The organism is Achromobacter sp. CSND-B12, assembly GCF_052906545.1.
This window is the reverse complement of record NZ_JBREGJ010000001.1, coordinates 483035-506641: the sequence shown is the minus strand read 5'-3', so window position 1 is coordinate 506641 and position 23607 is coordinate 483035. Positions and strand designations below refer to the sequence as shown.

Here is a 23607-nt window from a genome sequence, read left to right as displayed (position 1 = left end):
ATGGACAGGTCACTCGGCGCATGCCTGGCGCGGCATCCGGTCATTGCCACGCTCTACGGACCGGAGCAGGTCAACGCCTTCGTCGGCAGCGTGGCCGAGATCGGCATCGTCGCCAACGTCGAGCTGCGCCGGCTTGCGCCGGTGATCTCCGCCCTGAACCGGGCGGGCAAGTACGTCATCGTCAACATCGACAGCTGCGAAGGCCTGTCGCAGGACAAGGGCGGCGTCGAATACCTGGCGGACATCGGCGTGGCGAGCCTGGTGTCGACCCGTGTGGCCACCATCCAGCGCGCCAACCGCGCCGGCATGGTGACGATGCAGAAGGTGTTCGTGACCGACCGCTCCACTTGGCCGCGCAGCGTCAAGGCGCTGGAGCAGAGCGACCCCAACCTGGTGCAGATCATGCCGGCGCCGATGCTGGCCCACATGGCGCCGCAGGACCTGAAGGCACTGCCGCCGATCGTGGCGTCGGGCTTCGTCTGCAACCAGGCCGACGTGGCGGCCGCATTGCGCCACGGCGCGGTGGCGGTGTCGACCAGCGACGTCGCGTTGTGGAGCGTGGACCCCAGGACGCCGCGATGAGCGGGGCTCGCGCGATGCCGGCCGGCCCGATACCGGCCGACATCGTCAAGCAATGTCAAGAATCGCGTGGAATTTGCACTGCTTTGAAATCGTAACGCCCGCGCCGCGCTACCTTCGCGTTTTCAATCGCGGAGGGCGAAACATGTACCCACTATCCAAGCGCTGCGGCGCGGAATTCTTCGGCACCTTCTGGCTGGTGCTGGGCGGCTGCGGCGCGGCGGTGCTGGCGGCGGGGTTTCCGCAACTGGGCATCGGCTTTGCCGGCGTCGCGCTGGCGTTCGGCCTGACGGTGCTGACCATGGCGTTCGCCGTCGGCCACATTTCGGGCGGGCACTTCAATCCCGCGGTCACGGTCGGCCTGGTTGCCGGCGGGCGTTTCCCCGCCCGCGAAATCCTGCCCTACGTGGTGGCGCAGGTGCTGGGCGCCATTGCGGCGGCCGCGGTGCTGGCGGTGATCGCCAATGGCCAACAGGGCTTCGACCTGCAGGCCAGCCGTTTCGCCGCCAACGGCTTTGACGCCTATTCGCCGGGCAAGTACTCGATGGCTGCCGCGCTGGTCACCGAAGTCGTGATGACGGCCGGTTTCCTGTTCGTGATCCTGGGCGCGACCTCCAAGCGCGCGCCGGCCGGCTTCGCCGCGATTCCGATCGGCCTGGCGTTGACGCTGATCCACCTGGTCAGCATTCCGGTCACCAACACCTCGGTCAACCCGGCGCGTTCGACCGGCCCGGCGCTGTTCGTGGGCGGCTGGGCGCTGGAGCAGCTGTGGCTGTTCTGGGTGGCGCCGATCGTGGGCGCGATCATCGGCGCGATCGCCTATCGCCTGGTGAGCCAATCGGAAGCGCAGCCCTGAGGTGATGATGCGCCCGCCGGACGGGTCGACCGTCCGGTTGCGCTCAATCCGCTTCGGGCAATTGCGCCAATTGCGCGTCGCTGGGAAATCCCCGGGTGCGGTAGCGCGCCGGATAGAGGTCTTCGGGTTCGAGCAACGGCGCCAGCACCGGCGCCGCCTGTTCCCAGCTGACAACCCGCACTTCGCCGATATCGTCGTTGGCCTCCGGGCGCACCAGCGCCAGCCGGTCGACCTTGGGCAGGGAGGTGTCCACGCCGCGCGTCCAGGTCGCCAGCGAGAACGACGTGGCGGAATCGTCGTTCTGCATGAACAGATTGTAGGTGGCGACGAACACATCGATGCCCCGTTCCTCGTGCAGGCGGTCCAGCGCTTCCTTCTGCGCGTCGTAATCGCCCTGCGCCAGCACTCGCGCCAGGTGCGCCTGCAGGTGGATGATGCGCTCCTGGCGCGGCAGGTAGCGTTCGACGCCGGTTTCGCCATAGTGGTACATGTATGGCGACACCGGGCGGCCGTGGGCCACCACCTGCTGGCTCAGTTCCATCATCTTCAACAGGCCGGCGTCGTCGTTGTCGCCGCTGACCAGTAACAGATCCCGCGTGGGCATCATGAACACCGGACGCCCGCGGACCGCGACGCGTTCCAGCATGTCCGGCAGCAGCGCGCGGCTGATGTCGTAGCCGTCTTCCCAGGCCCCGCCATGCACGCCCGGCGCCACTTCCACGAAGTGGTCGGCCGAGTCACGCAGGTTGTCGATGGCGATGGCCAGCGACTGCTCGAACGACAGGCCCCAGTCGGCATCGGGGCCGTTGGTGAGCGTGGCGATGGATTCCGGATGGTCCAGCGCCAGCAGCACCACGCAGTCGTCGCCGAACGGCCGCAGGGCGGGGCGGAAGTCGGTGTCGTTGCCGTCCGTGTGCAGGTGGTGCATGCGGATCGCCTCGATCATGGCCCGGGCCCGGATCACCGGCCGCAGCAGCGGGCGGGCCTCGGCCAGCGAGGCCGGCCTGGCCTGGTCGCTGGTCAGCAGGGTCGAGACATAGCCCTGCAACGCGCCCTGGCGCTGGCCGCTTCGGGCTTCACAATAGGCGTTATAGGCGTTGTGCAGGTTGAAGTACGAGCCTTCGCCGTGAAGCAGCCGGAATTCATCCGCTTTGTAGTCCAGCGTGCCGGTGTAGCCCCGCTGCCGGACGGCGTCGATGAAAAGCCGGGCGAACTGGTCTTGCGTGGGCTTGCGCCGGAACAGCGAGTCGAGTAATCCCATGCTTTTCCCGGGCCTTGCGGCCGCTATGCGGGCCCGCCGTGCAGTCGCGGCGCGCCCAGCCTGAACCAGGCCTTGGCGATCTGGCCGTCGCGCACTTCGTAGATCGCGACGACGTCGACTTCACCGCGGCCGTCGGCGAAGTTGCGGGTGACGACTTCATGGTCCACCACCATGTCGCCGTTGACCATGCGATGGACCAGCCTGCCGTGCAGATCGGGTTCCTTGAAACGTTCGAGGTGACGTTCGCGGACCTGGGCGCTGCCACGCGCCAGCAGGGTGTCGGGGAACGCGTAATACTCGCAGTCCTGCGCCCATGCCGGCATGAAGGCATCGATGTCCCGGGCATTGTAGGCGTCCAGCTGGCGCTGCACGACATCGGCCGGCGAGGGCGAGGGCGCGGGCCGCGCGGCGCGTTCGGCGGCCTGCTGGCGGATGCGCGCTTCGGTATCGGCATCCAGCAGCCGGCGGATCTCGCGGAACAGCGGCAGGGCATCGGTGTGCTTGCGGCCGTAGTCCAGGTTGAACGCGTAGTCGAAGTCCGGCGCGTTGGCGCCCTGGTTATGTTGCAGCAGCGTCTCCAGCTTGTCCATGGCCTTGACGGCGCGGGCTTCGGGCGAGGCGGCATTCTCGTAGTCGTCCCACAACGCCAGCAACCGGTCGCGCGCCGGGGCATCGAGCGGGCTGGCCAGTTGCAGCAGGTCCAGCCGTTCCTGGGCGCCCTTGCCGGCGCCGGGGGACTGTTGCGTCGCCGGAATGTCGCCGTGGATGGCTTCGCCCAGGTCATGGATCACGCACAGGCGCAGGATGCGGGTGAAATCCAGGTCCGCCAGGTCTTCCTCCAGCATCATGGCCATGAGGCAGAGGCGCCAGGTATGTTCGGCGGTGCTTTCCTGGCGTCCGCCCGAACTGCGGGCGCTGCGCAGCACGTCCTTGAGCTTCTCGGCTTGCCGCAGGAATTCGAGTCGGCGGGACAGGGTGTCGGTGTCCATGAATCAGGTCGTCGTAAGTCCGTTGTCAATACGCTCGCGGGTATCGTCCCCCGTCAGCGAGTGTATCTTGCGTTCGTCCCGACCGCGCGGATCGGACGGCGCAGCGCCGCGGCGGCGCCCCATGGCGTCCTGTGTCGCCGGACCGAGGCAAAAAAGCGGCGGCGGCGGCCGGAACCGGGGTGGGCAGGTTGTACATTACGCACTATTACCTGCTTCATCCCTACAGGACAGCCCCATCATGACCGCCCCGGAAGTCATCATTTCGCCCTCGATCACGTGCGCCAACGACCAGCCTTTCGTGCTGTTCGGCGGGATCAACGTGCTGGAATCCAAGGACCTGGCGCTGCGCGCCTGCGAGGAATACCAGCGCGTGACCACCAGGCTGGGCATTCCCTACGTGTTCAAGGCGTCGTTCGACAAGGCCAATCGTTCCTCGATCCATTCCTACCGGGGGCCGGGGCTGGAAGAGGGCATGAAGATCTTCGAGGCGGTCAAGCAGAACTTCGGCGTGCCGGTGATCACCGACGTGCACGAGCCCTGGCAGGCGGCGCCGGTGGCGGAGGTCGCGGACATCCTGCAATTGCCGGCGTTCCTGGCCCGCCAGACCGACCTGGTGGTGGCGCTGGCCAAGACCGGCCGCGTCGTCAACATCAAGAAGCCGCAGTTCCTCAGTCCTACCCAGATGCTCAATATCGTCGAGAAATTCACCGAGGCCGGCAACCAGCAGATCATCCTGTGCGATCGCGGCACCAGCTTCGGCTACGACAACCTGGTGGTGGACATGCTGGGCTTCGGGGTCATGAAAAAGGTGACGGGCAACCGGCCCGTGATATTCGACGTCACCCATGCCCTGCAGCAGCGTTCGGCCCTGGACGCCGCCTCGGGCGGGCGCCGGGAGCAGGTGGCGGAACTGGCGCGGGCGGGCATGGGCGTGGGGCTGGCGGGCTTGTTCCTGGAGGCCCACCCGGCCCCCCGGAACGCCAAATGCGACGGCCCCAGCGCGCTGCCGCTGGACAAGCTGGAGCCGTTCCTCACCCAATTGAAACAACTGGATGACTTGGTGAAATCCTTTGAGCCCATCGACATCGAACCCTGACGGCTGTCATCGCGAATCAGCCAAATTGTTATACGATCCGGGCCACCAAACCTGAGGGAGGCCCGGATGTCGTTTTACGCGATCGTCGCCGTTCGTAAAGAAGCCGTTACCGGCCATGTCGCCTACGTGCGCTGGGGGCTGGCCGAGCGCGGCGTGCCCGGTTGGGTCAGCGAACCCGTGACCGCGGCGGCTTCCGAAGTGATCGAAGCCATCAAGGCCGGCGCCGACGTCGAGACCGTCGTCAGCGTGGACGGCCTGTCAGTGGCTTCGCGCCCGGTGCGGGTGCTGACCGACGAGGACGGCCGCGAGCATCTGGCTTCCGTGCCGGCGCCCAGTTCCACCCTGCATACGGTGTTCGACCTGCCCGAGTTCTAGCCGCCCGCGCCAATCGCCTTGTTTCACAGGCACTGGCGCAGTGCAAACTTGCGGCCGAAGGCGCGGATCACGTCGCCATCGACCGACGCCGCCACGTCCCAGTAATCGCCCCGCGTGACCAGCACCGACTGCGCCGACAGGGCGTGGCGCAGCGCGAACATCCAGAACGCCGCCTCGGAACCGACCGGCGCCAGGTCGTGCGGGCCGATCCGCAGGCGCGCCGGCCGGGGCGTCGCGCCCAAGGACCAGCGCAGCGCGATCGCCAGGAAGGCGAAGCGGGCCGACATCGACGACGGCTGGACGCGCAGCACGCGGATCTTGGGTTTCATGGCCTGGTGCCCTCCATGGGGATGACTCAGCGTAGCAAAGACGGTCTCATCCTTCCATACCGCGTTTGGCCTAGCGGTGACCCGCGCCGCCCGCGGGCGCGGATGGATTCGGCTCCGCCGGCAACCGGGTGAAGACGTTGGTGACGATCAACTGGTCGGGGCGGCGCACGTTCGGTCCGGGCGGCGGCATCAGCTTGTCCATTTCCCTGCGGTCCTGCACCCGCGTCAGGCTCAGGTGATCGCCCTGGATCTTCACGTAGCGGATGGAGGCCACGCCAAGTTCATGCTTGCTGGTGGATTGCTCCAGCGTCTGTTCGATGCGCTTGGCATCGAGCCATCGGTAGGTGCCGCTGGAAACCATGTCCGGGCCTTGCATCGACCAGGTGCCGTCGCCGCGAAACTCGACCACGCCCGCGCCGCCGGAGGGCTGGGGCGGCTGCGCCTTGCCGTCGACGGTGCGCAGCATGGTCTGGTGCCGCCACTTGCCCACCAGGGCCTGCGTGACGTCCGGCGCGGGCGGTTGGGCGGGCGCGGCGGCCGGCAGCAGCACGGCGCCGCACAGCAGGGCGGCCAGGGCGTAATGACGCAAAAGCTTCATCTCGAATGATCGTGGATCCGGGTTCAGGGAAGGGGCGCGGGCCGGTGGGGCACTGAGCGCGCTGAGCGCATTATGCGCGACGATGGCGTTTGCCGCGAGGGCCGCCCACGGGCATCGATCCGGTCAGCGCCGGCGCATGCCCTGCAGCAGCAGATCGAGCGCCTGCAAGGCCTGCGCCAGGCGCGCCGGGCCATCGTCCTCGGCGATCCAGAATGCGCTTTCGGCCAGGCCGCCATGCAACATCCGGGCGAGCGCGCGCGGGGGCGCGGCGACGATCACGCCTTGGTCCATCAGGTCCTGCAGCAACTCGCCCAGCGACGCGGTGCATTGTTCCTGGGCGGCGGCGCCGGCATGGCCCAGCACGGCGCGCGCATCCTGCAGCACGATGCGGCGGATCTCGGGGTCGGCGGCCATTTCCAGATACGCGCGGCAGCGCTCGCGCAGCGCGGTCCAGGCGTCGGGCGCATCCCGCGAGATGGCCTGCAGCCGCGCCTCCATCTCGGCGTCGATCTGCGCGGCCACCGCGGCGAGCAGACCTTGCTTGTCACCAAAATGGTGATACAACGCTCCCCGGGTCAGGCCGGCGGCGGCGGTCAGGTCATCCATCGAGGTGCCGGCGTAACCGGCGCGGCGAAACGACTCGCGCGCCGTCGCCAACAGTTTTCCGCGGGTTTCCTCGATCATCTCGGCGCGCGATCGCGACATGGCTGGCTCCAATGACATACGGGTCGTATGTTAATTGACATGCGCCATGCATGTGAATACCATCTCACATACGTCACGTATGTAAATTTGTCCGGCTGGCTGTCGCCGGCCCGCAACATCCCAGAGGTTCCGGGTGTCCAATCCTTATCGCGAATTGTTCCTGGCGCCCGGCGCCGCCGGTTTTGTCGCCGCATGCGCCGTGGCGCGGCTGGCGCTGCCGATGATCGGCATCGGCATCATCACCATGCTGTCGCAAGTGCGGGGCGCCTACACCCTGGCGGGCGCGGTCGCGGCCACCTTCGCCCTGGCCACGGCGCTGCTCGCGCCGCGCATTTCACGCCTGGTGGATCGCCACGGGCAGGGCAGGGTGCTGCCGCTGGCGGCGGGCGCCAGCGTGGCGGGGCTGATCGGCCTGGCCGCCTGCGTGCGCCTGCAGGCGCCCGACTGGACCCTGTTCGTGTTCGCTGCGCTGGCGGGCAGCCTGCCCAGCATGCCGGCCATGGCGCGGGCCCGCTGGACCGAGATCTATCGCGACCGGCCGCAACTGCGCACCGCCTATGCGCTCGAATCGGTGCTGGACGAATTGAGCTTCATCATCGGCCCGCCGCTGGCCGTGGGCCTGTGCGTCATCCTCTTCCCCGAAGCCGGCCCGCTCGGCGCGGCGCTGCTGCTGGGCCTGGGCGTCACCGCCTTCGTGCTGCAGCGTGCCACCGCGCCGGCGGTGCAGCCGCGCGAAGCGGGCCGTGAGACCTCGGTGCTGGGCGTGCCGCTGATGCGACAACTGACCGCGATGATGGCCGCCATGGGGGTCATCGTCGGCACCATCGACGTGATGAGCGTGGCCTTCGCGCGCCAGCAGGGCCTGCCGGCCGGGGCCAGCATGGTGCTGTCGGCCTACGCGCTGGGATCGTGCGTCGCCGGCCTGGCGTTCGGCGTGCTCAAGTTCCAGACGCCGCTGGCGCGGTTGCTGGCCGTGGCCGCCAGCGTGACCGCCTTCACCACCTTGCCGCTGCTGTGGGTCGGCGACCTGCTCACGCTGTCCCTGGGCGTTTTGCTGGCTGGGCTGTCGTTCGCGCCGACCATGATCATCGCCATGGCCTTGGTGGAGAGCACCGTGCCGGGCCGCCGTCTTACCGAGGGATTGACCTGGCTGGTGACGGGCCTGGGCGCGGGCGTCGCGGCTGGCGCCGCGCTGGCGGGCTGGATCGTGGATCATCATGGCGTCGGCGCGGGCTTCTGGACCGCGGTCGGCGCGGGCGCGGTGGTGTTGCTGGTGGCCGTGTACGCGGCGCGTGGCGCGCGGCCCGCGCCCGCGGCCGCCTGATGGCGGGCGCCTCTAGAATGGCGCAAGCGCCGCGCCGCGGGGCGCGCCGCCCACCAGGAGAATCCAGATGTCCCGAACCGTCGTCAATCCCGATACTGTCTTCAATACGGTGCAATATGGCTTCAGCCAGGCCGTGATCGTGACCGGCCAGCGCCGCATGCTGCTGTCGGGCCAGGTCGGCGTCGATGCGCAGGAGCGCACGGTCAGCCCAGGGCTGCGCGAACAGGCCGACGCGGCGATCGACAATATCGAACGCGTGCTGGCGGCGGCCGGCGGCACACTGGCGCAGGTCATCATGCTGCGCATCTACATCTGCGAAACGGCGCGCGAGGACCAGGAGTCGATCGCGCAAGTGCTGCGCGACCGCTTCCCGAACGATCCGCCACCCTCGTCATGGATCATCGTCAGCGGCCTGTCGTTGCCGGAATGGCTGGTCGAGATCGAAGCGGAAGCCATGCTCGATTGAGTGTGGCGGAGGGATCGAGGAGTCCGATTTATCGGAAGCGCCAGCCCCGGGCGTCCCGCGATCTGGCATCCTGCGAACGTTCATCCGGCTCGCGCCGGCAGGCACGGCTTTGCAGAGTCCACCGACTTTCCGGCGCCGCGTCGGATGAACACGCCTCCCGCTGGTTCCCCTTCTTCACACCGCTACGCCTGGCCCTTGTCGCGCCATGGCGTGGCCGCAAAGGCTTCGCGCAGGTGGGCCAGAAAGCCCGCGGTGCGCGCGGGCAGGTCCTGGCGTGATTTCACCAGCGCCACCACATTCGCCTCGGGCAGGCTCCAGCCCGGCAGCAACGGCACCAGCGCGCGGCGCTTCACGTGCTCGGCCACATCCCATTCCGATCGCGCCACGATGCCATGCCCCGCCAGCGCCCAGGCCACCGCCGTGGCCCCGGTATTGCTCGATAGCACGGGGGCAATGCGCACGCCCACCACCGGGCCGCGACCGCGCTTGAAGCGCCACAGCGTCACGTCCTCTTCGTTTTCACGCAACGCGATGCAGTCGTGGTCGCGCAGGTCTTCGGGCTTGGCGGGCGCCCCGTGGCGAGCCAGGTATGCGGGCGACGCGCACAGGATGCGCCGGTTCGGCGCCAGGGGATACGCCACCAGCGTGGAATCGCGCAGCTCGCCGATGTGAACCATGACGTCCCAGTCATCGCTTGCCAGCCGCGGCGGACCGTCGGACAGCACCAGGCTGGCGGTCACGTTGTCGCTGTGCTGGCGAAACTCCGCCACCAGTCCCGCCACGTACCGCTGGCCGAATCCCAGCGGCGCGACAACGCGCAGATGGCCGGCCACCACGCCGCGCCGCCCCGCCAGCTCATCGGCCAGCTCGTTCAGTTCCCCGCAGATCTGCCCGGCGCGCAGCGCCAGCAGGCGGCCCTCGTCGGTCAACGCGGTGCCGCGCCCGGAACGATTGACCAGGCGCACGCCCAGGCGTTTTTCCAACGCATGCAAGCGCTGGGTCACGGCGGGCGGCGTCACGTCGAGCGCGCGCGCCGCTTGCGCCAGCGAGCTGGTGGCGGCCAGGCTCAGGAAAAAGCGCAGGTCATCCGTGGTGATCATTCAGAATCGCCTTAATGATTGATTAAGCACTGATTAAACACGCAAGCGCCCTGGCGCGCCATACTGCGAACCTGCGGACGGATACCCGGGCGCCATCCGCGTTGCACTCCTTCCCGCGCGCCCGTTTCAGCTTCACCGATATCGCCATGACCACTGCCTCCGTCACCCTGGATACGCTGGATACGCCCTGCCTGCTGCTGGACGAAACCCGCATGACACGCAACATCGAGCGCCTGAACCGCCTGATGGCCGGCCATGGGGTGCAGCTGCGTCCGCACCTGAAGACGCCCAAATCGATCGAGGTCGCGCGTCGCGTCATGGCGCGGCCCGAAGGGCCGGCGGCGGTGTCGACGCTGCAGGAGGCCGAGCAGTTCGCGGCGGCGGGCGTGACCGACCTGCTGTATGCCGTGGGCGTGGCGCCCGCCAAGCTCGAACGCGTATTGGCGCTGCGGCGTGGTGGCGTCGACCTGACCGTGGTGGTCGACAGCGTCGAGGCGGCGCAGGCCGTGGCCGCGCGCGCGCTCGAAGAGGGCGCCGCGATTCCGGCGCTGATCGAAATCGATTGCGATGGCCACCGCGCCGGGGTGCAGCCGGGCCAGGCCGGACAGTTGCTGGAAATCGCGCGAACACTGCATGCCGCCGGGTGCCTGCGCGGCGTCATGACCCATGCCGGCGAGTCCTATGGCTGCCGCAGCGTGGAGGCGATCGCCGACATGGCCGAGCAGGAACGCCTGGCCGCCGTCGGCTGCGCCGAAACGATTCGCGCCGCCGGCCTGCCGTGCCCGGTGGTCAGCGTGGGCTCCACGCCCACCGCCCATTTCGCCCGCAACCTGGAGGGCGTGACCGAAGTGCGCGCCGGCGTCTACGTGTTTTTCGACCTCGTCATGGCGGGACTGGGCGTGTGCGCCGTGGACGACATCGCCGCGAGCGTGCTGACCACGGTGATCGGCCACCAGCCCGACAAGGGCTGGATCCTGGTCGATGCCGGCTGGATGGCCATGTCGCGCGATCGCGGGACGGCCCGGCAGCCGGTGGACCAGTTGTACGGGCTGGTGTGCGACGCGGATGGCCAGGTCTATCCCGACCTGCTGCTGGCCGAGACCAACCAGGAGCAGGGCATCATCAAGCTGCGCGCGGGCAGCGGCGCCACCTTGCCCGATCTGCCGCTGGGCACCCGGCTGCGGATCGTGCCGAACCACGCCTGCGCCACCTGCGCCCAGCATGACGCCTACGCCGTGGTGCGTAGCGGCGATCGCCAGGTCGTGGCGCAATGGCAACGTTTCCGCGGCTGGTAGCCCGGCCGCAACCTCCAGGAGTCGAGATGGACATCATATCCACCCCCCATGCGACGCCGCCGGCCGGCCACTATTCGCAGGCCGTGCGCGCCAATGGCTTTGTCTTCGTTTCCGGGCAGTTGGGTTTCCTGCCGCCCGTCCAGCCCGGCGAGCCGCCACGCCTCGCGCAAGGCGTGGCCGCGCAGACCGAGGCCGCGCTGCGCAGCCTGGCGGCCATTCTGCAAGCCGCGGGGACATCGATGTCCGCGGTGGTCAATGTCACGGTGTACATCCCGGACGTTGGCATGTGGAACGAGGTGAACGGCGTCTACGAACGCAGCTTCGGCGATCACCGCCCCGCTCGCGCCATCGTGCCGACACGGGAATTGCACTATGGGGCGCTGGTGGAAATCAGCGCCGTCGCGGTCGCGCCGCAGGCCTGAGGCGGGCGCCGGCGCGGCTGACGTCCTGGATCTCGGGGACAGATGGGCGGCGCGCCCGCCTATAATGCGCTCGCCTCAATACCGCAGGGGAGTCCGTCCGCATGCACTACGAATATCTGTTCTGGTCCATGGCCGCCATGGTGGCCGCGGCGCTCGTGGGTGGGTCGCTGTGCGGCCGGTTGCGCACACCGGGCCGCGTGCTCGCGGGCGTGGTGGTATGGGCCGCGGCGGTCTGCGCCGTGGTGGTGGTGTTGTCGCGATCTGCCGGTTTCGGCGATCAGGCGGCGATGCTCGCGGTTGCCGCCTTCATGTTCAGTCTGGTGATCGGCGCCGCGGCCGCATTGTTGACGCGGCGCATCCTGCGGCGCCACTGAGCCGTTCCGGAACCTGGCCGGGCGTGGCCGCCGGGCCGCCGGCGGGGCGCGATGACACGCCCGCCGGCCGCGTCGCAAGGGCCGGGGCGCGCCTCATTCCTCGGCGTCGAAATCCTCGTCGTCGTCTTCTTCGTCCTGTTCCAGCGCGTCGTAACCCTTCCAGGTGATGCGCCAGCGGGTATCGCCGGCGGTCGCCGCCGTTTCGCTGACCTGCTTGACCAGGCCCGCGTCGGCCAGCAGGTCGAGGTGGTGCGCGACCAACTGCAGGCCTTGTTCGTGGGCCAGGGCCGCTTCCTTGATGTCATGGGTGCTCAGGTTGGGGCCCGGCGCGTCGCGCAGGGCTCCCAGGATGGTGACGACCAGATCGAAATCGCGTTGCATGATGTCCGCCGTAGAGTTGGGGAAAAACAGGCCGACGATAGCAGAGTTCCGTGGCGCCCACGCGACAGCGGCGGGCGCGGGTTACATTGCAGGGTTACCGATAACCGATACAGGCAGTACCCATGAAGAAACCCGCCGAGCGCGATTGCATTGCCCTGGTCCCGGGCTACAGCGGCCAGGCCGCCAAGCTCTTCCTGACGCGCGCCGAGGACGGCGCCATCGCCGGCGTCACCGTGTTCGACCTGCTGGGGCACGTCAAGCACCAGGGCGACGCGCAGGCGGCCGCCGACTGGGTGGCCGCCTGGCTGGCCCAGGAGGCCGACAATCGCAAGGCTCGCCGCACGCAGTTGCTGGCGCAGATGTTCCTGTGCAAGTTGGCGGACGACGAGAAGGCCGCCTTCCTGGATGCGCAGAAGCCGCTGCTGGCCGCGCTGGCCGCCGCCGGCGTGCGCAGCCGCAGCGTGGCGGCCACCTCCGGCGCCGCCCGCCGCTCTTTGGGACCGGCTGTCAGGAAGCCTTAGCATAAGGCTGTTATAGTCGCGCCTGGGCGTGTGCGCACCCGTGCGGGCGCGCCCAGGCGGGCCCGGCCCGCAAGTCTAGGAAGAGTGATCATGGAAATACTGAGTCGGCATGTTGCCGACGTGGCGGGCGGCGTTGAGCTGCACACAACGCTGGATGGCGAGAGCATCAGCGCCTATGTCGTGACCGGCATGGACGATCTGGAGGCGATCGCCGACCTCGTGCCCCGCGAGAAAGTCGAAGCCGGCGCGGACATTCACGCCGCTGGTGTCGACAATGTTGATAATGCGCAAGACCAAATCGACCAGGTCCTGGAGAATATGAATCCCGGCGACGTGGCGGTTTTCCTTTGCTCGGGCCCCGAAGCTTTCAACGCGGCGCTCGATCTGTTGGGTTTACCTATCGAAGAGTAAGCCTGACGGCAAACCAAAGTGCCATCCAAACGGCGTATGTGTGAGCGACGCCCTTTGATGGCATTTATATAAGCCTTGATTGTTTTTTTATGATGCGTGGGTGTTTACACCTATGCAGGCCTTCTTTTTGCCTATGAAAACGTGTAAATTTTGTTCGCAGTTTCTCTTTGTTGCATTATTGGCACGTATTTTTTAGGATTATGTTGACTTGTGAGGGGAACATAACGATAGTGTCGGCACACGATCACAAGCGTTGCGATTTTCGTTCAGTGCCGTGCCTTTTCCGGCTCAGCGTTATTGTTCTACTGTCCCCTCCTTGATTGATTCGTGACCTCCGGGCATTTGCCCATTATCTCTAGGAAATACAGTATGGAAACCGGCGTCGTTAAGTGGTTCAATTCGGAAAAAGGCTATGGCTTCATCACCCCGGAAGCGGGTGGTAAGGATCTGTTCGCTCACTTCTCCGAAATTCAGGGCTCGGGCTTCAAGTCTCTGGAAGAGAACCAGCGCGTCAGCTTTGTGACGGCCAATGGCCCCAAGGGCCCGCAAGCCACGAAGATTCAGGTCCTGTAAGGCTCTGACTTTTCGGAAAAGCCCCTTCGGGGGCTTTTTTGCATCTGGGCTCCCCATCGGGGAGCCCTTTTGCTGTCCGGCGGCGCCTGTGGCCTCTTGGCGGGGCCGCCGCAGTCGCTGCCAGTGTTCCTGGCTCGCGGTATCCTTGCGCCAGTTCCCCGTCCTTCCGCCCGCCTGGCGGCGGACCCGCACCCCGCACCCGCAATCGATCGAGGATGATCTCCATGACCCAACCTGGCCAAGAACCTGTTTCCCTGCGCGCGGCGGACATCGTGGCGTTCTGGCGCGACGCCGGGCCGCAGCAATGGTTCACCAAGGACGCGGCCTTCGATGAGCGCTTCCGCCAGCATTGCGGCCCGGCCCACATGGCCGCGGCGGCACGCCAGCTCGATGCCTGGATGGACGAGCCCGAGGGGGCGCTGGCGTTGATGATCCTGCTGGACCAGTATCCTCGCAACGCATACCGTGGCACCGCGCACATGTTCGCCACCGATCCGCTGGCGCTGGTGTTCGCCGAGCGCGCCATTGCCGCCGGCCACGACCTGGCCGTCGATCCGGCGCTGCGCCAGTTTTTCTATATGCCCTTCGAGCATGCGGAAACCGTCGCCGCGCAGAACCGGGCGGTGGCGCTGATGGAACCCCTGGGCGCCGACGCGGTGCGCTGGGCCGTCCTGCATCGCGACATCATCAAGCGCTTCGGCCGCTTCCCCCATCGCAACGCCGCGCTGGGCCGGCAGACGACGCAGCCCGAGCAGGAGTTCCTGGACGCCGGCGGCTTTGCCGGATGAGGCAGGGCGGCGGCGCGGCATGCCTTGCGCGCGAGCGTATCCGCCTGTATCGACGCATGGCGAGTTGAAAAAAAGCGATCGCAGCCTCGCCGCGGGCAGGGCGCGACGCTTGCGATGATCGTCTATTTGACGTTTTTCGAGGTTCGCCAATACACTGGGTCCAGCGAGATTTTCAAGAGACGCGGTCTGCGTTCAACTTGTCGCGGTCAGTGGTGCTGCGTTGCTTTCCTCTCCCATCCTTGATCATCTGGCGCCCCGCGAGCAATCGCTTCTTTAGGTTCGAGGAAATTCCATGGCAACCGGCATCGTCAAGTGGTTCAACGCCGAAAAAGGGTATGGCTTCATCATGCCCGACGACGGCAGCAAGGATCTGTTCGCCCACTACTCGGAAATCCGCAGCGAAGGCTACAAGTCGCTGCAGGAAAACCAACGGGTCACGTTCGAGGTCGGTACCGGCCCCAAGGGCCCGAGCGCCAAGAACATCAAGGTGGCCGCCTGAGTCCAGGTCCATGGCGCGCCCCTGGCGGCGCGCCACCATGAAAAAAGCCCCGCACGCGAGTGTCGGGGCTTTTCTTTTTGCTGCGGCGCGCGCCGGGCGCTCAATGCTTGGGATGCGAGGGCGTCGACAGCCTGTCGACCAGGGCGATGCCCAGCGCGGACAGGATGAACAGCGCGTGGATGATGGTCTGCCACATCACGCCCGCCTCCGAGAAGCGCGCATTGGGCGTGCCCAGCGTGCCGGCCTCGATGAAGGTGCGCAGCAGGTGGATCGAGGAGATGCCGATGATCGCCATGGCCAGCTTGACCTTGAGGACGCTGGCGTTGACGTGGCTGAGCCATTCCGGCTGGTCCGGATGGCCTTGCAGGCGCAGGCGCGACACGAAGGTCTCGTAGCCGCCCACGATCACCATGACCAGCAGGTTCGATATCATCACCACGTCGATCAGGCCCAGCACCAGCAGCATGATCTCCATTTCACCGAAGCTGGTGGCATGCGTCAGCAGGTGCCACAGTTCCTTCAGGAACAGCATCACGTAAACGCCCTGGGCGACGATCAGTCCCAGATAAAGCGGCAGTTGCAGCCAGCGCGAGCTGAAAATCAGGCTGGGCAGCAGGCCCAGGCGGGGAGGGGTGTTGGGGGTCATGGTGGTTGCGAGCCGTTATGAGGAAGTGCGGAAAAAACTGCGGCGGCAATTCTAACAACGCCGGCCTGCGCCGGTATTTGTTTTTGATGACGGTTTGACGTCGCAGGCGCGGTACTTACCACGGTAAGGAGTCTTTTGCATGCCTTTTGTGTAAGTGAAGTTCGCATTTGCGAAACTCTGTGGCGAAACGGTTTGAGAGCTTTGGGCGTATATAGAATTGCGGCCTCACTCGCACCCGAGTCAGTCAAGAGGAGTTTTTTTCATGAAGATCCGCTACACCGTTGCCGCGCTGGCCGTTGCTCTCGCCCCTTACTCCGCGTCGCATGCCCTCGATATCGGGGGACTGGTGGGCGCCGGCAGCAAGGTGGTGCAGGCCGCCACCCTGAGCGATGCCGAAATCAAGACTTTGTCCGACAAGGCTTGCGCGCAGAGCGATTCGCAGGAAAAGATCGCCGCGCCGGGCAGCAAGTATGACGTGCGCCTGCAGAAGATCGCCAAGCAGCTGGGCGGCACCGTCAACGGCCAGAAGGCCAACTACAAGGTCTACATCACCAAGGACGTCAACGCCTGGGCCATGGCCAACGGCTGCATCCGCGTCTACAGCGGCCTGATGGACATGATGACCGACGACGAAGTGCTGGGCGTGGTCGGCCATGAAATCGGCCACGTGGCGCTGGGCCACAGCAAGAAGGCCATGCAGACCGCCTACACGGTCTCGGCCGCGCGCGATGCCGCCGGCGCCGCCGGTGGCGCCACGGTCGCCGCCCTGAACTCGTCGCAGCTGGGCGACCTGACCGAGAAGTTCATCAACGCGCAGTTCTCGCAGTCGCAGGAAAGCGCCGCCGACGACTACTCGTTCGACCAGCTGCAGGCCAAGAAGCTGAACACCCGCGGCCTGGTGACGGCGTTCCAGAAGCTGGCCGAGCTGGACGGCGGCAAGAGCGATATGATGAGCTCGCACCCGTCCTCGGCCAAGCGCGCGCAGCACATCGAAGATCGCATCGCCAAGGCCAAGTAAAGCGCCCTGGCGGGCAATTTGCCGCCCTTTCCGGGTGGAAAACGGGGCGCGAGCATCCGGGCTTATCCGGGTGCTCGCGCCCCTTTGCGTCAGGGGTCCGGAAGTTTCCGGTAAAATGCCGCGTTTATCCGCCCGTCATCTCATATCTTTCGGAAAATAGGTCTTTTAATGCAGCCTGTGGTTGAAACCCTCTCCGGCCTCGAGCGCCGTGTTGATCTGGCCGTCTCGGTGGCCGACGTCGAAAAGGAAGTCCAGGCGCAGTTGAAGCGCGTGGCCCGCACCGCCAAGGTCCCTGGCTTTCGTCCCGGCAAGGCGCCGCTCGCCATGCTCGAGCGCAGCCATGGCCCCGGCATCCGCTACGACGTGATCAACAGCCAGGTCGGCCGTGCATTCGAACAAGCCGTCGACGGCGCCAAGCTGCGCGTCGCCGGCGCCCCGAACCTGGAACCCAAGACGGAAGGCGTCGGCGAAGACACGCTGGCCTTCACCGCCACGTTCGAGGTCTACCCCGAAGTCGCCGTGCCGGACCTGTCGGCCCTGGCCGTGACCCGCTATGAAACCGCGGTCACCGACGCCGAAGTGCAGCAGACCCTGGACGTCCTGCGCAAGCAGCGCGCCACGTTCGAAGCCCGTGAAGGCCGCGCCTCGCAAGACGGCGACCGCGTCACGCTGGACTTCGCCGGCACCATCGACGGCGTGCCGTTCGACGGCGGCAAGGCCGAAGACTTCCCCTTCGTGCTCGGCCAGGGCCGCATGCTGCCGGAATTCGAAGAAGCCGCCCGCGGCCTGAAGGCTGGCGAAAGCAAGGTCTTCCCGCTCAAGTTCCCCGATGACTACCAAGGCAAGGAAGTCGCCGGCAAGACCGCCGAATTCACCATCACCGTCAAGGAAGTGGCCGAAGGCGTCCTGCCCGAACTGAACGCCGAATTCGCCAAGTCGCTCGGCCAGGCCGAAGGCGACATCGAAAAGCTCAAGGCCGACATCCGCAGCAACATCGAACGCGAAGTCAAGGTGCGCTCGCAAGGCCGCACCAAGGCCAGCGTGATGGACGCCCTGGTCGAAGCCGGCAAGTTCGACGTGCCGAAGGCGCTGGTCGACAACGACGTGCAAAGCCGCATCGCCGCCGCCCGCGAAGAGCTCAAGCAGCGTGGCGTGCCGAACGCCGAGTCCGTGCCGATCCCGGCCGAGGCCTTCTCGACCGAATCCGAGCGCCGCGTGCGCCTGGGCCTGCTGGTGTCCGAACTGGTCAAGCAAGCCCAGCTGCAGGCCAAGCCGGAACAGGTCCGCGCCCGCATCGAGGAATTCGCGGAAAACTACGAACAACCCGCCCAGGTTGTCAGCTATTACCTGGCCGACCGCCAGCGTCGTGCTGAAATCGAGGCGATCGTGCTCGAAGACAACGTCGTCGCGCACGTTCTGGAAAAGGCCAAGGTCACCGACGAAAAGGTGCCTTTCGATCAGTTGATGGGGATGGCGTAACACTATGCAGAGATTCACCGATTTCTATGCGGCAATGAATGGCGGGTCGTCGGTGACCCCCACCGGCCTGGGCTACATTCCCATGGTGATCGAGCAGTCGGGGCGCGGCGAACGCGCCTACGACATCTATTCGCGCCTGCTCCGCGAGCGGCTCATCTTCCTGGTGGGCCCGGTCAACGACGCGACGGCCAACCTGGTCGTGGCCCAGTTGCTGTTCCTGGAATCGGAGAATCCTGACAAGGACATTTCCCTGTACATCAACTCGCCCGGCGGGTCGGTGTACGCGGGCATGGCCATCTACGACACCATGCAGTTCGTCAAGCCGGACGTGTCGACCCTGTGCACCGGCCTGGCGGCCAGCATGGGCGCCTTCCTGCTGGCGGCTGGCAAGAAGGGCAAGCGCTTCACCCTGCCCAACTCGCGCATCATGATCCACCAGCCCTCGGGCGGCGCCCAGGGGCAGGCCTCCGACATCCAGATCCAGGCTCGCGAGATCCTGGACCTGCGCGAGCGTCTCAATCGCATCCTGGCCGACAATACCGGCCAGTCGATCGACCGCATCGCCCTGGACACGGAACGTGACAACTTCATGTCCGCCGAAGATGCGGTATCGTATGGACTGGTGGACAAGGTGATGACCTCCCGCTCGGAAGGCTGACTTCCCGGCTGAGTCCCATCCGCTGCCGCCTTGTTTGAGTAAGCGCAGGCGCCGGGCCCTTTACCCGGTCCGGCGCTTCTTTACCTGAGATACGACTACATATGCCTGAAAAAAAGGGATCGGCAGACGCAAAAGTGCTGCATTGCTCGTTTTGCAATAAAAGCCAGCACGAAGTCCGCAAGCTGATCGCGGGTCCGTCGGTATTCATCTGCGATGAATGCATAGACTTGTGCAACGACATCATCCGCGAGGAAGCGCAGGCGACCGCGCGCGCGGCGATTCGTTCCGAACTGCCCACTCCGGCTGAAATCAAGACGTTCCTCGACCAGTACGTGATCGGGCAGACCTCGCCCAAGCGCATGCTGGCGGTGGCCGTCTACAACCACTACAAGCGCATCCGCCACGGCGAGATCAAGGGCGACGAAGTCGAGTTGTCCAAGAGCAACATCATGCTGATCGGCCCCACCGGGTCGGGCAAGACGTTGCTGGCGCAGACGCTCGCGCGCATGCTGAATGTGCCGTTCGTCATGGCCGACGCCACCACGCTGACCGAAGCCGGTTACGTCGGTGAAGACGTCGAGAACATCATTCAGAAGTTGCTGCAGAACTGCAACTACGAAGTCGAGAAGGCGCAGCGCGCCATCATCTACATCGACGAAATCGACAAGATTTCCCGCAAGTCCGACAACCCGTCCATCACCCGCGACGTGTCGGGCGAGGGCGTGCAGCAGGCCCTGCTCAAGCTGATCGAAGGCACGGTGGCCTCGGTGCCGCCGCAGGGCGGGCGCAAGCACCCCAACCAGGACTTCGTCCAGGTCGACACGACCAACATCCTGTTCATCGTCGGCGGCGCCTTCGACGGGCTGGAAAAGGTCATCCGCGACCGCACCGAAAAGTCCGGCATCGGCTTCTCCGCCTCCGTGCGCGCCAAGTCCGAGCGCGGCGTCGGCGAGCTGTTCTCCGAAGTCGAGCCCGAAGACCTGATCAAGTTCGGCCTGATCCCCGAGCTGGTCGGCCGCCTGCCCGTGGTCGCCACGCTGGACGAACTCGATGAAGCTGCCCTGGTGCAGATCCTCACCGAGCCCAAGAACGCCCTGCTCAAGCAATTCCAGAAGCTGTTCGCCATGGAAGGCGCCGAGCTGGACGTGCGGCCCGCCGCGCTCAAGGCCATCGCCCGCAAGGCGCTCAAGCGCAAGACCGGCGCCCGCGGCCTGCGTTCCATCATCGAGCAGGCCCTGCTCGACACCATGTATGACCTGCCGTCGCAAGGCAACGTCAAGCGTGTGGTGCTCGACGAAGGCGCGATCGAAGGCGAGGGCAAGCCCCTGCTGATCTACGCCGACGAGGAAGGGACGGCCGAAAAGCCCGAGCGCGGAGAAGTCCGCGACGCCGCGGCCTGACGGATATTTCAAAAAAACCCGTTTCCGTAACGGGTTTTTTTGTCTCCGGCGCCTGATTGAACGCACACTCCCAGGGTGCGTCCAATATAACGGGATGGCGGCCGCCGATTTTTTTTCCATTTTGTTTATCGGGCCGCCGGGATCTTGAATTTTCGGCTATTGTTCCCATAACAGACGTAACTGACGGGGCTGTCCGGGTATACCCGGTCATCCTGTCCCCGATACGCCGAGTCATACCGAGGAACCTCCTATGTCTGCCAGCCAGACCCTGCCTTCCGACCCGATCGACCTTCCCCTGCTGCCGCTGCGCGACGTCGTGGTGTTCCCGCACATGGTCATCCCGCTGTTCGTCGGCCGTCCGCGCTCCATCCGCGCGCTCGAGGTTGCGATGGAAGCGGGCAAGAGCATCATGCTGGTGGCCCAAAAATCCGCCGGCAAGGATGATCCCACTCCCGAAGACGTCTACGAGATCGGCTGCGTCGCCGGCATCCTGCAGATGCTCAAGCTGCCCGACGGCACCGTCAAGGTGCTGGTCGAGGGCACCCAGCGCGCCCGCATCAACAGCATCGAAGACGCCGATTCGCACTTCACCTGCCAGGTCACCCCGATCGAGCCGGACGCCGTCCAGGGCTCCGAGACCGAGGCCCTGCGCCGCGCGATCGTCGCCCAGTTCGAGCAATACGTAAAACTCAACAAGAAGATCCCCCCGGAGATCCTGACCTCGCTCGCCGGCATCGATGACGCCGGCCGCCTGGCCGACACGATCGCCGCGCATCTTCCGCTGAAACTCGAGCAGAAGCAGAAGATGCTCGAGATCGTCGGCACCTCCGAGCGCCTCGAAGGCCTGCTCACGCAGCTGGAAACCGAAATCGACATTCTCCAGGTCGAAAAGCGGATCCGCGGCCGCGTGAAGAAGCAGATGGAAAAGAGCCAGCGCGACTACTATCTGAATGAGCAGGTCAAGGCCATTCAGAAGGAGTTGGGCGAAGGCGAAGAGGGCGCCGACATCGAGGAGCTCGAAAAGAAGATCATCGCCGCGCACATGCCCAAGGAGGCGCGCAAGAAGGCCGATGCCGAGCTCAAGAAGCTCAAGCTCATGTCGCCCATGTCGGCCGAAGCCACCGTGGTGCGCAACTACATCGATACGCTCATCAATCTCCCCTGGAGGAAGAAGAGCAAGATCAACAATTCCATCTCCAATGCCGAGACGGTGCTCGACAACGACCACTACGGCCTGGAGAAGGTGAAGGAACGCATCCTCGAATACCTCGCCGTGCAACAGCGCGTGGACAAGGTCAAGGCGCCGATCCTGTGCCTGGTCGGTCCTCCGGGGGTCGGCAAGACCTCGCTGGGCCAGTCCATCGCCAAGGCCACGAACCGCAAGTTCGTGCGCATGGCCCTGGGCGGCGTGCGCGACGAGGCCGAGATCCGCGGCCACCGTCGTACGTACATCGGCTCGATGCCCGGCAAGATCGTCCAGAACATGTCGAAGGTCGGCGTGCGCAATCCCCTGTTCCTGCTCGATGAAATCGACAAGCTGGGCATGGATTTCCGCGGCGATCCCTCGTCGGCGCTGCTCGAAGTGCTGGACCCGGAACAGAACCACACGTTCCAGGACCACTACATCGAAGTCGACTTCGACCTGTCGGACGTCATGTTCGTGGCCACCAGCAACACGCTGAACATTCCGCCGGCCCTGCTGGACCGGATGGAAGTGATCCGCCTGTCCGGCTACACCGAGGAAGAAAAGATCCACATCGCCCGCGACCATCTGCTGCCCAAGCTGATGAAGAACAACGGCGTCAAGGATACCGAGCTGACCGTCGACGACAGCGCGCTGCGCGACATCGTGCGCTACTACACCCGCGAAGCCGGCGTGCGTGCGCTCGAACGCGAAGTGGGCAAGATCTGCCGCAAGGTGATCAAGCAGCTGCTGACCCAGAGCGACCGCGCCAAGGCCGAAGGCAAGACCTTCGAACTCAAGCCGGTCAACGTCACGGGCGAGAACCTCAGCGACTACCTCGGCGTGCGCCGCTACACCTTCGGCATGGCCGAAAAGGAAAACCAGATCGGTCAGGTGACCGGCCTGGCCTGGACGGAAGTCGGTGGCGACCTGCTCACGATCGAAGTGGCGGACATGCCCGGCAAGGGCGTGATCCAACGCACCGGTTCGCTGGGCGACGTGATGAAGGAATCGGTCGAGGCGGCCCGCACCGTGGTGCGCTCGCGGGCGCGTCGCCTGGGCTTTGCCGACAGCGTGTTCGAGAAGCACGACATGCACGTGCACGTGCCGGAAGGCGCGACGCCCAAGGACGGTCCGTCCGCCGGTATCGCGATCACCACGGCCATGGTGTCGGCGCTGTCGCGCATCCCGGTGCGCGCCGACGTTGCCATGACCGGCGAGATCACGCTGCGTGGCGAAGTCCTGCCGATCGGCGGCCTGAAGGAAAAGCTGCTGGCCGCCCACCGCGGTGGCATCAAGACGGTCTTGATCCCGGAAGAAAACGTCAAGGATTTGGCGGAGATCCCGGACAACGTCAAGAACCATCTCGAGATCGTGCCGGTCCGCTGGATCGACAAGGTGTTGGAGCTGGCCCTGGAACGCCTGCCGGAGCCGCTGGCTGAAGACGAAGCGGTCAAGGAACCGCTGGTCGCCAAGCCGGCCGAACCGGGTTCCACGGATCCGGTGCTCAAGCACTGATGTCCGGCCCACGGCGCCCCGCGAGGGGCGCCGTCAAAAATAAACCCCGCGCAAGCGGGGTTTGTTTTTTGGCGCGGCCGTCGGGCGGGCGCCAGGTTGGGGCGGAAGGATCAGTGCAGCGCGTGCGGACGGATCAGTCCAACGGCAATGCCTTCCAGCGCGAATTCCTGGTCGGCTTCGACCACGATGACGTTGAAGTCGGGATTCTCGGGCAGCAGTTCGATGCGGCCATTCTGGCGCTGCAGGCGCTTGACGGTGACGTCGTCGCCCAGCCGGGCCACCACGATCTGGCCGTTGCGGGCCTCGGACGCTTTCTTGACGGCCAGCAGGTCGCCTTCGAGGATGCCGGCGTCGCGCATGCTCATGCCGCGCACCTTGAGCAGGTAGTCCGGCGCCTGGGCGAACAGGCTGGAATCGACGCCGATCTCGCGTTCGACGTGTTCGGTGGCCAGGATAGGGCTGCCGGCCGCCACGCGGCCCACCAGCGGCAGCAGCAGCTGCGCCAGGCCGGGCAGGGGCAACGGCGCCTGGGACGGCGTCGAGGAGTTGTCCTTCAGGCGGATGCCGCGCGAGGCGCCGGCCGTGAGTTCGATGGCGCCCTTGCGGGCCAGGGCCTTCAGATGGTCTTCGGCCGCGTTGGGCGAGCGAAATCCCAGGGCCTGGGCGATTTCGGCGCGGGTGGGCGGAAAGCCGGTGCGCGCGACGGTCTGCCGGATGAGGTCCAGGATTTGCTGTTGACGATCAGTGAGTTTGCTGGCCATGG

28 protein-coding genes and 1 pseudogene are annotated in these 23607 nt (G+C 66.0%); 19 read left to right on the top strand and 10 right to left on the bottom strand.

Features of this window, described 5'->3' with window-relative positions; genetic code table 11:
• A complete protein-coding gene (locus ACUTAG_RS02285) occupies positions 1–582 on the top strand; it encodes a glycerol-3-phosphate responsive antiterminator (RefSeq protein ID WP_026384507.1) in 582 nt (193 codons plus the stop codon).
• Positions 583–724: 142 nt separating this feature from the next.
• Complete coding sequence (gene aqpZ, locus ACUTAG_RS02280; protein WP_024069446.1) at positions 725–1435, top strand: aquaporin Z; 711 nt, start codon at positions 725–727, stop codon at positions 1433–1435.
• 43 nt (positions 1436–1478) lie between these two features.
• On the opposite strand, the gene ACUTAG_RS02275 is transcribed toward aqpZ, so the two are convergent.
• The 3 genes and pseudogenes from ACUTAG_RS02275 to ACUTAG_RS02265 all read right to left on the bottom strand — a co-directional run.
• A complete protein-coding gene (locus ACUTAG_RS02275) occupies positions 1479–2696 on the bottom strand; it encodes a hypothetical protein (RefSeq protein ID WP_446649960.1) in 1218 nt (405 codons plus the stop codon).
• A gap of 23 nt (positions 2697–2719) precedes the next feature.
• Positions 2720–3067 carry a nuclear transport factor 2 family protein gene (locus ACUTAG_RS02270; protein WP_371318095.1) on the bottom strand — a complete coding sequence of 116 codons (348 nt, stop codon included), beginning with the start codon at positions 3065–3067 and terminating at the stop codon, positions 2720–2722.
• Positions 3068–3115: 48 nt separating this feature from the next.
• A pseudogene (locus ACUTAG_RS02265) lies at positions 3116–3685 on the bottom strand (HD domain-containing protein); the annotation flags it as partial.
• Between the two features lie 238 nt (positions 3686–3923).
• Between ACUTAG_RS02265 and kdsA the strand changes: the two are divergent.
• Both kdsA and ACUTAG_RS02255 read left to right on the top strand, forming a co-directional pair.
• Complete coding sequence (gene kdsA, locus ACUTAG_RS02260; RefSeq protein WP_054443675.1) at positions 3924–4781, top strand: 3-deoxy-8-phosphooctulonate synthase; 858 nt, start codon at positions 3924–3926, stop codon at positions 4779–4781.
• A gap of 66 nt (positions 4782–4847) precedes the next feature.
• Complete coding sequence (locus tag ACUTAG_RS02255) at positions 4848–5156, top strand: hypothetical protein (protein WP_006386200.1); 309 nt, start codon at positions 4848–4850, stop codon at positions 5154–5156.
• A 23-nt stretch (positions 5157–5179) separates the two neighbouring features.
• Here the strand turns inward: ACUTAG_RS02255 and ACUTAG_RS02250 are convergent, their stop codons facing one another.
• The 3 genes from ACUTAG_RS02250 to ACUTAG_RS02240 form a co-directional block, all read right to left on the bottom strand.
• Positions 5180–5485, bottom strand: a complete 306-nt coding sequence (locus ACUTAG_RS02250; protein ID WP_006386199.1) for a hypothetical protein — start codon at positions 5483–5485, stop codon at positions 5180–5182.
• Positions 5486–5555: 70 nt separating this feature from the next.
• Positions 5556–6083 (bottom strand): hypothetical protein, encoded by a 528-nt coding sequence (locus tag ACUTAG_RS02245; RefSeq protein WP_006386198.1) that lies wholly within the window; start codon positions 6081–6083, stop codon positions 5556–5558.
• A 123-nt stretch (positions 6084–6206) separates the two neighbouring features.
• Entirely contained in the window at positions 6207–6788 is a 582-nt protein-coding gene (locus ACUTAG_RS02240) for a TetR/AcrR family transcriptional regulator (RefSeq protein WP_006386197.1), read from the bottom strand.
• A 133-nt stretch (positions 6789–6921) separates the two neighbouring features.
• Here ACUTAG_RS02240 and ACUTAG_RS02235 point away from each other — a divergent pair, with 133 nt between their 5' ends.
• Both ACUTAG_RS02235 and ACUTAG_RS02230 read left to right on the top strand, forming a co-directional pair.
• Positions 6922–8112 carry an MFS transporter gene (locus ACUTAG_RS02235; protein ID WP_054436804.1) on the top strand — a complete coding sequence of 397 codons (1191 nt, stop codon included), beginning with the start codon at positions 6922–6924 and terminating at the stop codon, positions 8110–8112.
• A gap of 67 nt (positions 8113–8179) precedes the next feature.
• Positions 8180–8578: a RidA family protein gene (locus ACUTAG_RS02230; RefSeq protein ID WP_020928335.1), complete on the top strand. Its 399-nt coding sequence runs from the start codon at positions 8180–8182 to the stop codon at positions 8576–8578.
• A 182-nt stretch (positions 8579–8760) separates the two neighbouring features.
• Here the strand turns inward: ACUTAG_RS02230 and ACUTAG_RS02225 are convergent, their stop codons facing one another.
• Positions 8761–9678, bottom strand: a complete 918-nt coding sequence (locus ACUTAG_RS02225; RefSeq protein ID WP_006386194.1) for a LysR family transcriptional regulator — start codon at positions 9676–9678, stop codon at positions 8761–8763.
• A 146-nt stretch (positions 9679–9824) separates the two neighbouring features.
• On the opposite strand from ACUTAG_RS02225, the gene ACUTAG_RS02220 reads away from it, so the two are divergent.
• From ACUTAG_RS02220 to ACUTAG_RS02210, 3 genes are all read left to right on the top strand, one after another.
• The gene (locus ACUTAG_RS02220; RefSeq protein WP_006386193.1) at positions 9825–10973 is read left to right on the top strand and encodes a DSD1 family PLP-dependent enzyme; all 1149 of its coding nucleotides are present in this window, start codon (positions 9825–9827) and stop codon (positions 10971–10973) included.
• A 26-nt stretch (positions 10974–10999) separates the two neighbouring features.
• Complete coding sequence (locus ACUTAG_RS02215) at positions 11000–11395, top strand: RidA family protein (RefSeq protein WP_020928333.1); 396 nt, start codon at positions 11000–11002, stop codon at positions 11393–11395.
• Between the two features lie 101 nt (positions 11396–11496).
• Positions 11497–11769: a hypothetical protein gene (locus ACUTAG_RS02210; protein ID WP_006386191.1), complete on the top strand. Its 273-nt coding sequence runs from the start codon at positions 11497–11499 to the stop codon at positions 11767–11769.
• Between the two features lie 93 nt (positions 11770–11862).
• Here the strand turns inward: ACUTAG_RS02210 and ACUTAG_RS02205 are convergent, their stop codons facing one another.
• Positions 11863–12150, bottom strand: a complete 288-nt coding sequence (locus ACUTAG_RS02205; RefSeq protein ID WP_006386190.1) for a DUF2513 domain-containing protein — start codon at positions 12148–12150, stop codon at positions 11863–11865.
• Positions 12151–12272: 122 nt separating this feature from the next.
• Between ACUTAG_RS02205 and ACUTAG_RS02200 the strand changes: the two genes are divergently transcribed.
• The 5 genes from ACUTAG_RS02200 to ACUTAG_RS02180 all read left to right on the top strand — a co-directional run bounded on the left by ACUTAG_RS02200 (position 12273) and on the right by ACUTAG_RS02180 (position 14942).
• Positions 12273–12671 (top strand): hypothetical protein, encoded by a 399-nt coding sequence (locus tag ACUTAG_RS02200; protein ID WP_006386189.1) that lies wholly within the window; start codon positions 12273–12275, stop codon positions 12669–12671.
• A 90-nt stretch (positions 12672–12761) separates the two neighbouring features.
• The gene (locus ACUTAG_RS02195; RefSeq protein WP_006386188.1) at positions 12762–13082 is read left to right on the top strand and encodes a hypothetical protein; all 321 of its coding nucleotides are present in this window, start codon (positions 12762–12764) and stop codon (positions 13080–13082) included.
• A gap of 369 nt (positions 13083–13451) precedes the next feature.
• A complete protein-coding gene (locus tag ACUTAG_RS02190; RefSeq protein ID WP_006220190.1) occupies positions 13452–13655 on the top strand; it encodes a cold-shock protein in 204 nt (67 codons plus the stop codon).
• Between the two features lie 224 nt (positions 13656–13879).
• Entirely contained in the window at positions 13880–14443 is a 564-nt protein-coding gene (locus tag ACUTAG_RS02185; protein WP_020928332.1) for a DUF924 family protein, read from the top strand.
• Between the two features lie 292 nt (positions 14444–14735).
• Complete coding sequence (locus tag ACUTAG_RS02180; RefSeq protein WP_006225311.1) at positions 14736–14942, top strand: cold-shock protein; 207 nt, start codon at positions 14736–14738, stop codon at positions 14940–14942.
• Positions 14943–15042: 100 nt separating this feature from the next.
• Here ACUTAG_RS02180 and ACUTAG_RS02175 read toward each other — a convergent pair whose 3' ends face one another.
• The gene (locus ACUTAG_RS02175; protein WP_026384514.1) at positions 15043–15588 is read right to left on the bottom strand and encodes a TIGR00645 family protein; all 546 of its coding nucleotides are present in this window, start codon (positions 15586–15588) and stop codon (positions 15043–15045) included.
• A 262-nt stretch (positions 15589–15850) separates the two neighbouring features.
• Between ACUTAG_RS02175 and loiP the strand changes: the two genes are divergently transcribed.
• From loiP to lon, 5 genes are all read left to right on the top strand, one after another.
• Positions 15851–16606, top strand: coding sequence for a metalloprotease LoiP (loiP, locus tag ACUTAG_RS02170; protein WP_006386184.1), 756 nt, complete (start codon positions 15851–15853; stop codon positions 16604–16606).
• Between the two features lie 168 nt (positions 16607–16774).
• A complete protein-coding gene (gene tig / locus ACUTAG_RS02165; RefSeq protein ID WP_006386183.1) occupies positions 16775–18085 on the top strand; it encodes a trigger factor in 1311 nt (436 codons plus the stop codon).
• A 4-nt stretch (positions 18086–18089) separates the two neighbouring features.
• On the top strand, positions 18090–18743 hold the full coding sequence (gene clpP, locus ACUTAG_RS02160) for an ATP-dependent Clp endopeptidase proteolytic subunit ClpP (protein ID WP_006386182.1): 654 nt from the start codon (positions 18090–18092) through the stop codon (positions 18741–18743).
• A 101-nt stretch (positions 18744–18844) separates the two neighbouring features.
• The gene (clpX, locus tag ACUTAG_RS02155; RefSeq protein WP_006386181.1) at positions 18845–20143 is read left to right on the top strand and encodes an ATP-dependent Clp protease ATP-binding subunit ClpX; all 1299 of its coding nucleotides are present in this window, start codon (positions 18845–18847) and stop codon (positions 20141–20143) included.
• Between the two features lie 250 nt (positions 20144–20393).
• The gene (lon, locus tag ACUTAG_RS02150) at positions 20394–22844 is read left to right on the top strand and encodes an endopeptidase La (protein WP_020928331.1); all 2451 of its coding nucleotides are present in this window, start codon (positions 20394–20396) and stop codon (positions 22842–22844) included.
• Between the two features lie 110 nt (positions 22845–22954).
• Here the strand turns inward: lon and lexA are convergent, their stop codons facing one another.
• Positions 22955–23605, bottom strand: a complete 651-nt coding sequence (lexA, locus tag ACUTAG_RS02145; protein ID WP_020928330.1) for a transcriptional repressor LexA — start codon at positions 23603–23605, stop codon at positions 22955–22957.
• Positions 23606–23607 lie beyond the last annotated feature (2 nt).

Excerpts from the sequence above, each read along its gene's own strand:
- ACUTAG_RS02175 (WP_026384514.1), bottom strand. The coding sequence starts at position 15,588 with ATGACCCCCAACACCCCTCCCCGCCTGGGCCTGCTGCCCAGCCTGATT.
- ACUTAG_RS02275 (WP_446649960.1), bottom strand. The coding sequence starts at position 2,696 with ATGGGATTACTCGACTCGCTGTTCCGGCGCAAGCCCACGCAAGACCAG.
- loiP (WP_006386184.1), top strand. The coding sequence starts at position 15,851 with ATGAAGATCCGCTACACCGTTGCCGCGCTGGCCGTTGCTCTCGCCCCT.
- ACUTAG_RS02240 (WP_006386197.1), bottom strand. The coding sequence starts at position 6,788 with ATGTCGCGATCGCGCGCCGAGATGATCGAGGAAACCCGCGGAAAACTG.
- clpP (WP_006386182.1), top strand. The coding sequence starts at position 18,090 with ATGCAGAGATTCACCGATTTCTATGCGGCAATGAATGGCGGGTCGTCG.
- ACUTAG_RS02225 (WP_006386194.1), bottom strand. The coding sequence starts at position 9,678 with ATGATCACCACGGATGACCTGCGCTTTTTCCTGAGCCTGGCCGCCACC.
- ACUTAG_RS02255 (WP_006386200.1), top strand. The coding sequence starts at position 4,848 with ATGTCGTTTTACGCGATCGTCGCCGTTCGTAAAGAAGCCGTTACCGGC.
- ACUTAG_RS02190 (WP_006220190.1), top strand. The coding sequence starts at position 13,452 with ATGGAAACCGGCGTCGTTAAGTGGTTCAATTCGGAAAAAGGCTATGGC.
- ACUTAG_RS02215 (WP_020928333.1), top strand. The coding sequence starts at position 11,000 with ATGGACATCATATCCACCCCCCATGCGACGCCGCCGGCCGGCCACTAT.
- ACUTAG_RS02250 (WP_006386199.1), bottom strand. The coding sequence starts at position 5,485 with ATGAAACCCAAGATCCGCGTGCTGCGCGTCCAGCCGTCGTCGATGTCG.
- ACUTAG_RS02230 (WP_020928335.1), top strand. The coding sequence starts at position 8,180 with ATGTCCCGAACCGTCGTCAATCCCGATACTGTCTTCAATACGGTGCAA.
- ACUTAG_RS02245 (WP_006386198.1), bottom strand. The coding sequence starts at position 6,083 with ATGAAGCTTTTGCGTCATTACGCCCTGGCCGCCCTGCTGTGCGGCGCC.
- aqpZ (WP_024069446.1), top strand. The coding sequence starts at position 725 with ATGTACCCACTATCCAAGCGCTGCGGCGCGGAATTCTTCGGCACCTTC.
- ACUTAG_RS02200 (WP_006386189.1), top strand. The coding sequence starts at position 12,273 with ATGAAGAAACCCGCCGAGCGCGATTGCATTGCCCTGGTCCCGGGCTAC.
- ACUTAG_RS02220 (WP_006386193.1), top strand. The coding sequence starts at position 9,825 with ATGACCACTGCCTCCGTCACCCTGGATACGCTGGATACGCCCTGCCTG.
- ACUTAG_RS02205 (WP_006386190.1), bottom strand. The coding sequence starts at position 12,150 with ATGCAACGCGATTTCGATCTGGTCGTCACCATCCTGGGAGCCCTGCGC.
- tig (WP_006386183.1), top strand. The coding sequence starts at position 16,775 with ATGCAGCCTGTGGTTGAAACCCTCTCCGGCCTCGAGCGCCGTGTTGAT.
- kdsA (WP_054443675.1), top strand. The coding sequence starts at position 3,924 with ATGACCGCCCCGGAAGTCATCATTTCGCCCTCGATCACGTGCGCCAAC.
- lon (WP_020928331.1), top strand. The coding sequence starts at position 20,394 with ATGTCTGCCAGCCAGACCCTGCCTTCCGACCCGATCGACCTTCCCCTG.
- ACUTAG_RS02285 (WP_026384507.1), top strand. The coding sequence starts at position 1 with ATGGACAGGTCACTCGGCGCATGCCTGGCGCGGCATCCGGTCATTGCC.
- clpX (WP_006386181.1), top strand. The coding sequence starts at position 18,845 with ATGCCTGAAAAAAAGGGATCGGCAGACGCAAAAGTGCTGCATTGCTCG.
- ACUTAG_RS02210 (WP_006386191.1), top strand. The coding sequence starts at position 11,497 with ATGCACTACGAATATCTGTTCTGGTCCATGGCCGCCATGGTGGCCGCG.
- ACUTAG_RS02185 (WP_020928332.1), top strand. The coding sequence starts at position 13,880 with ATGACCCAACCTGGCCAAGAACCTGTTTCCCTGCGCGCGGCGGACATC.
- ACUTAG_RS02195 (WP_006386188.1), top strand. The coding sequence starts at position 12,762 with ATGGAAATACTGAGTCGGCATGTTGCCGACGTGGCGGGCGGCGTTGAG.
- ACUTAG_RS02180 (WP_006225311.1), top strand. The coding sequence starts at position 14,736 with ATGGCAACCGGCATCGTCAAGTGGTTCAACGCCGAAAAAGGGTATGGC.
- lexA (WP_020928330.1), bottom strand. The coding sequence starts at position 23,605 with ATGGCCAGCAAACTCACTGATCGTCAACAGCAAATCCTGGACCTCATC.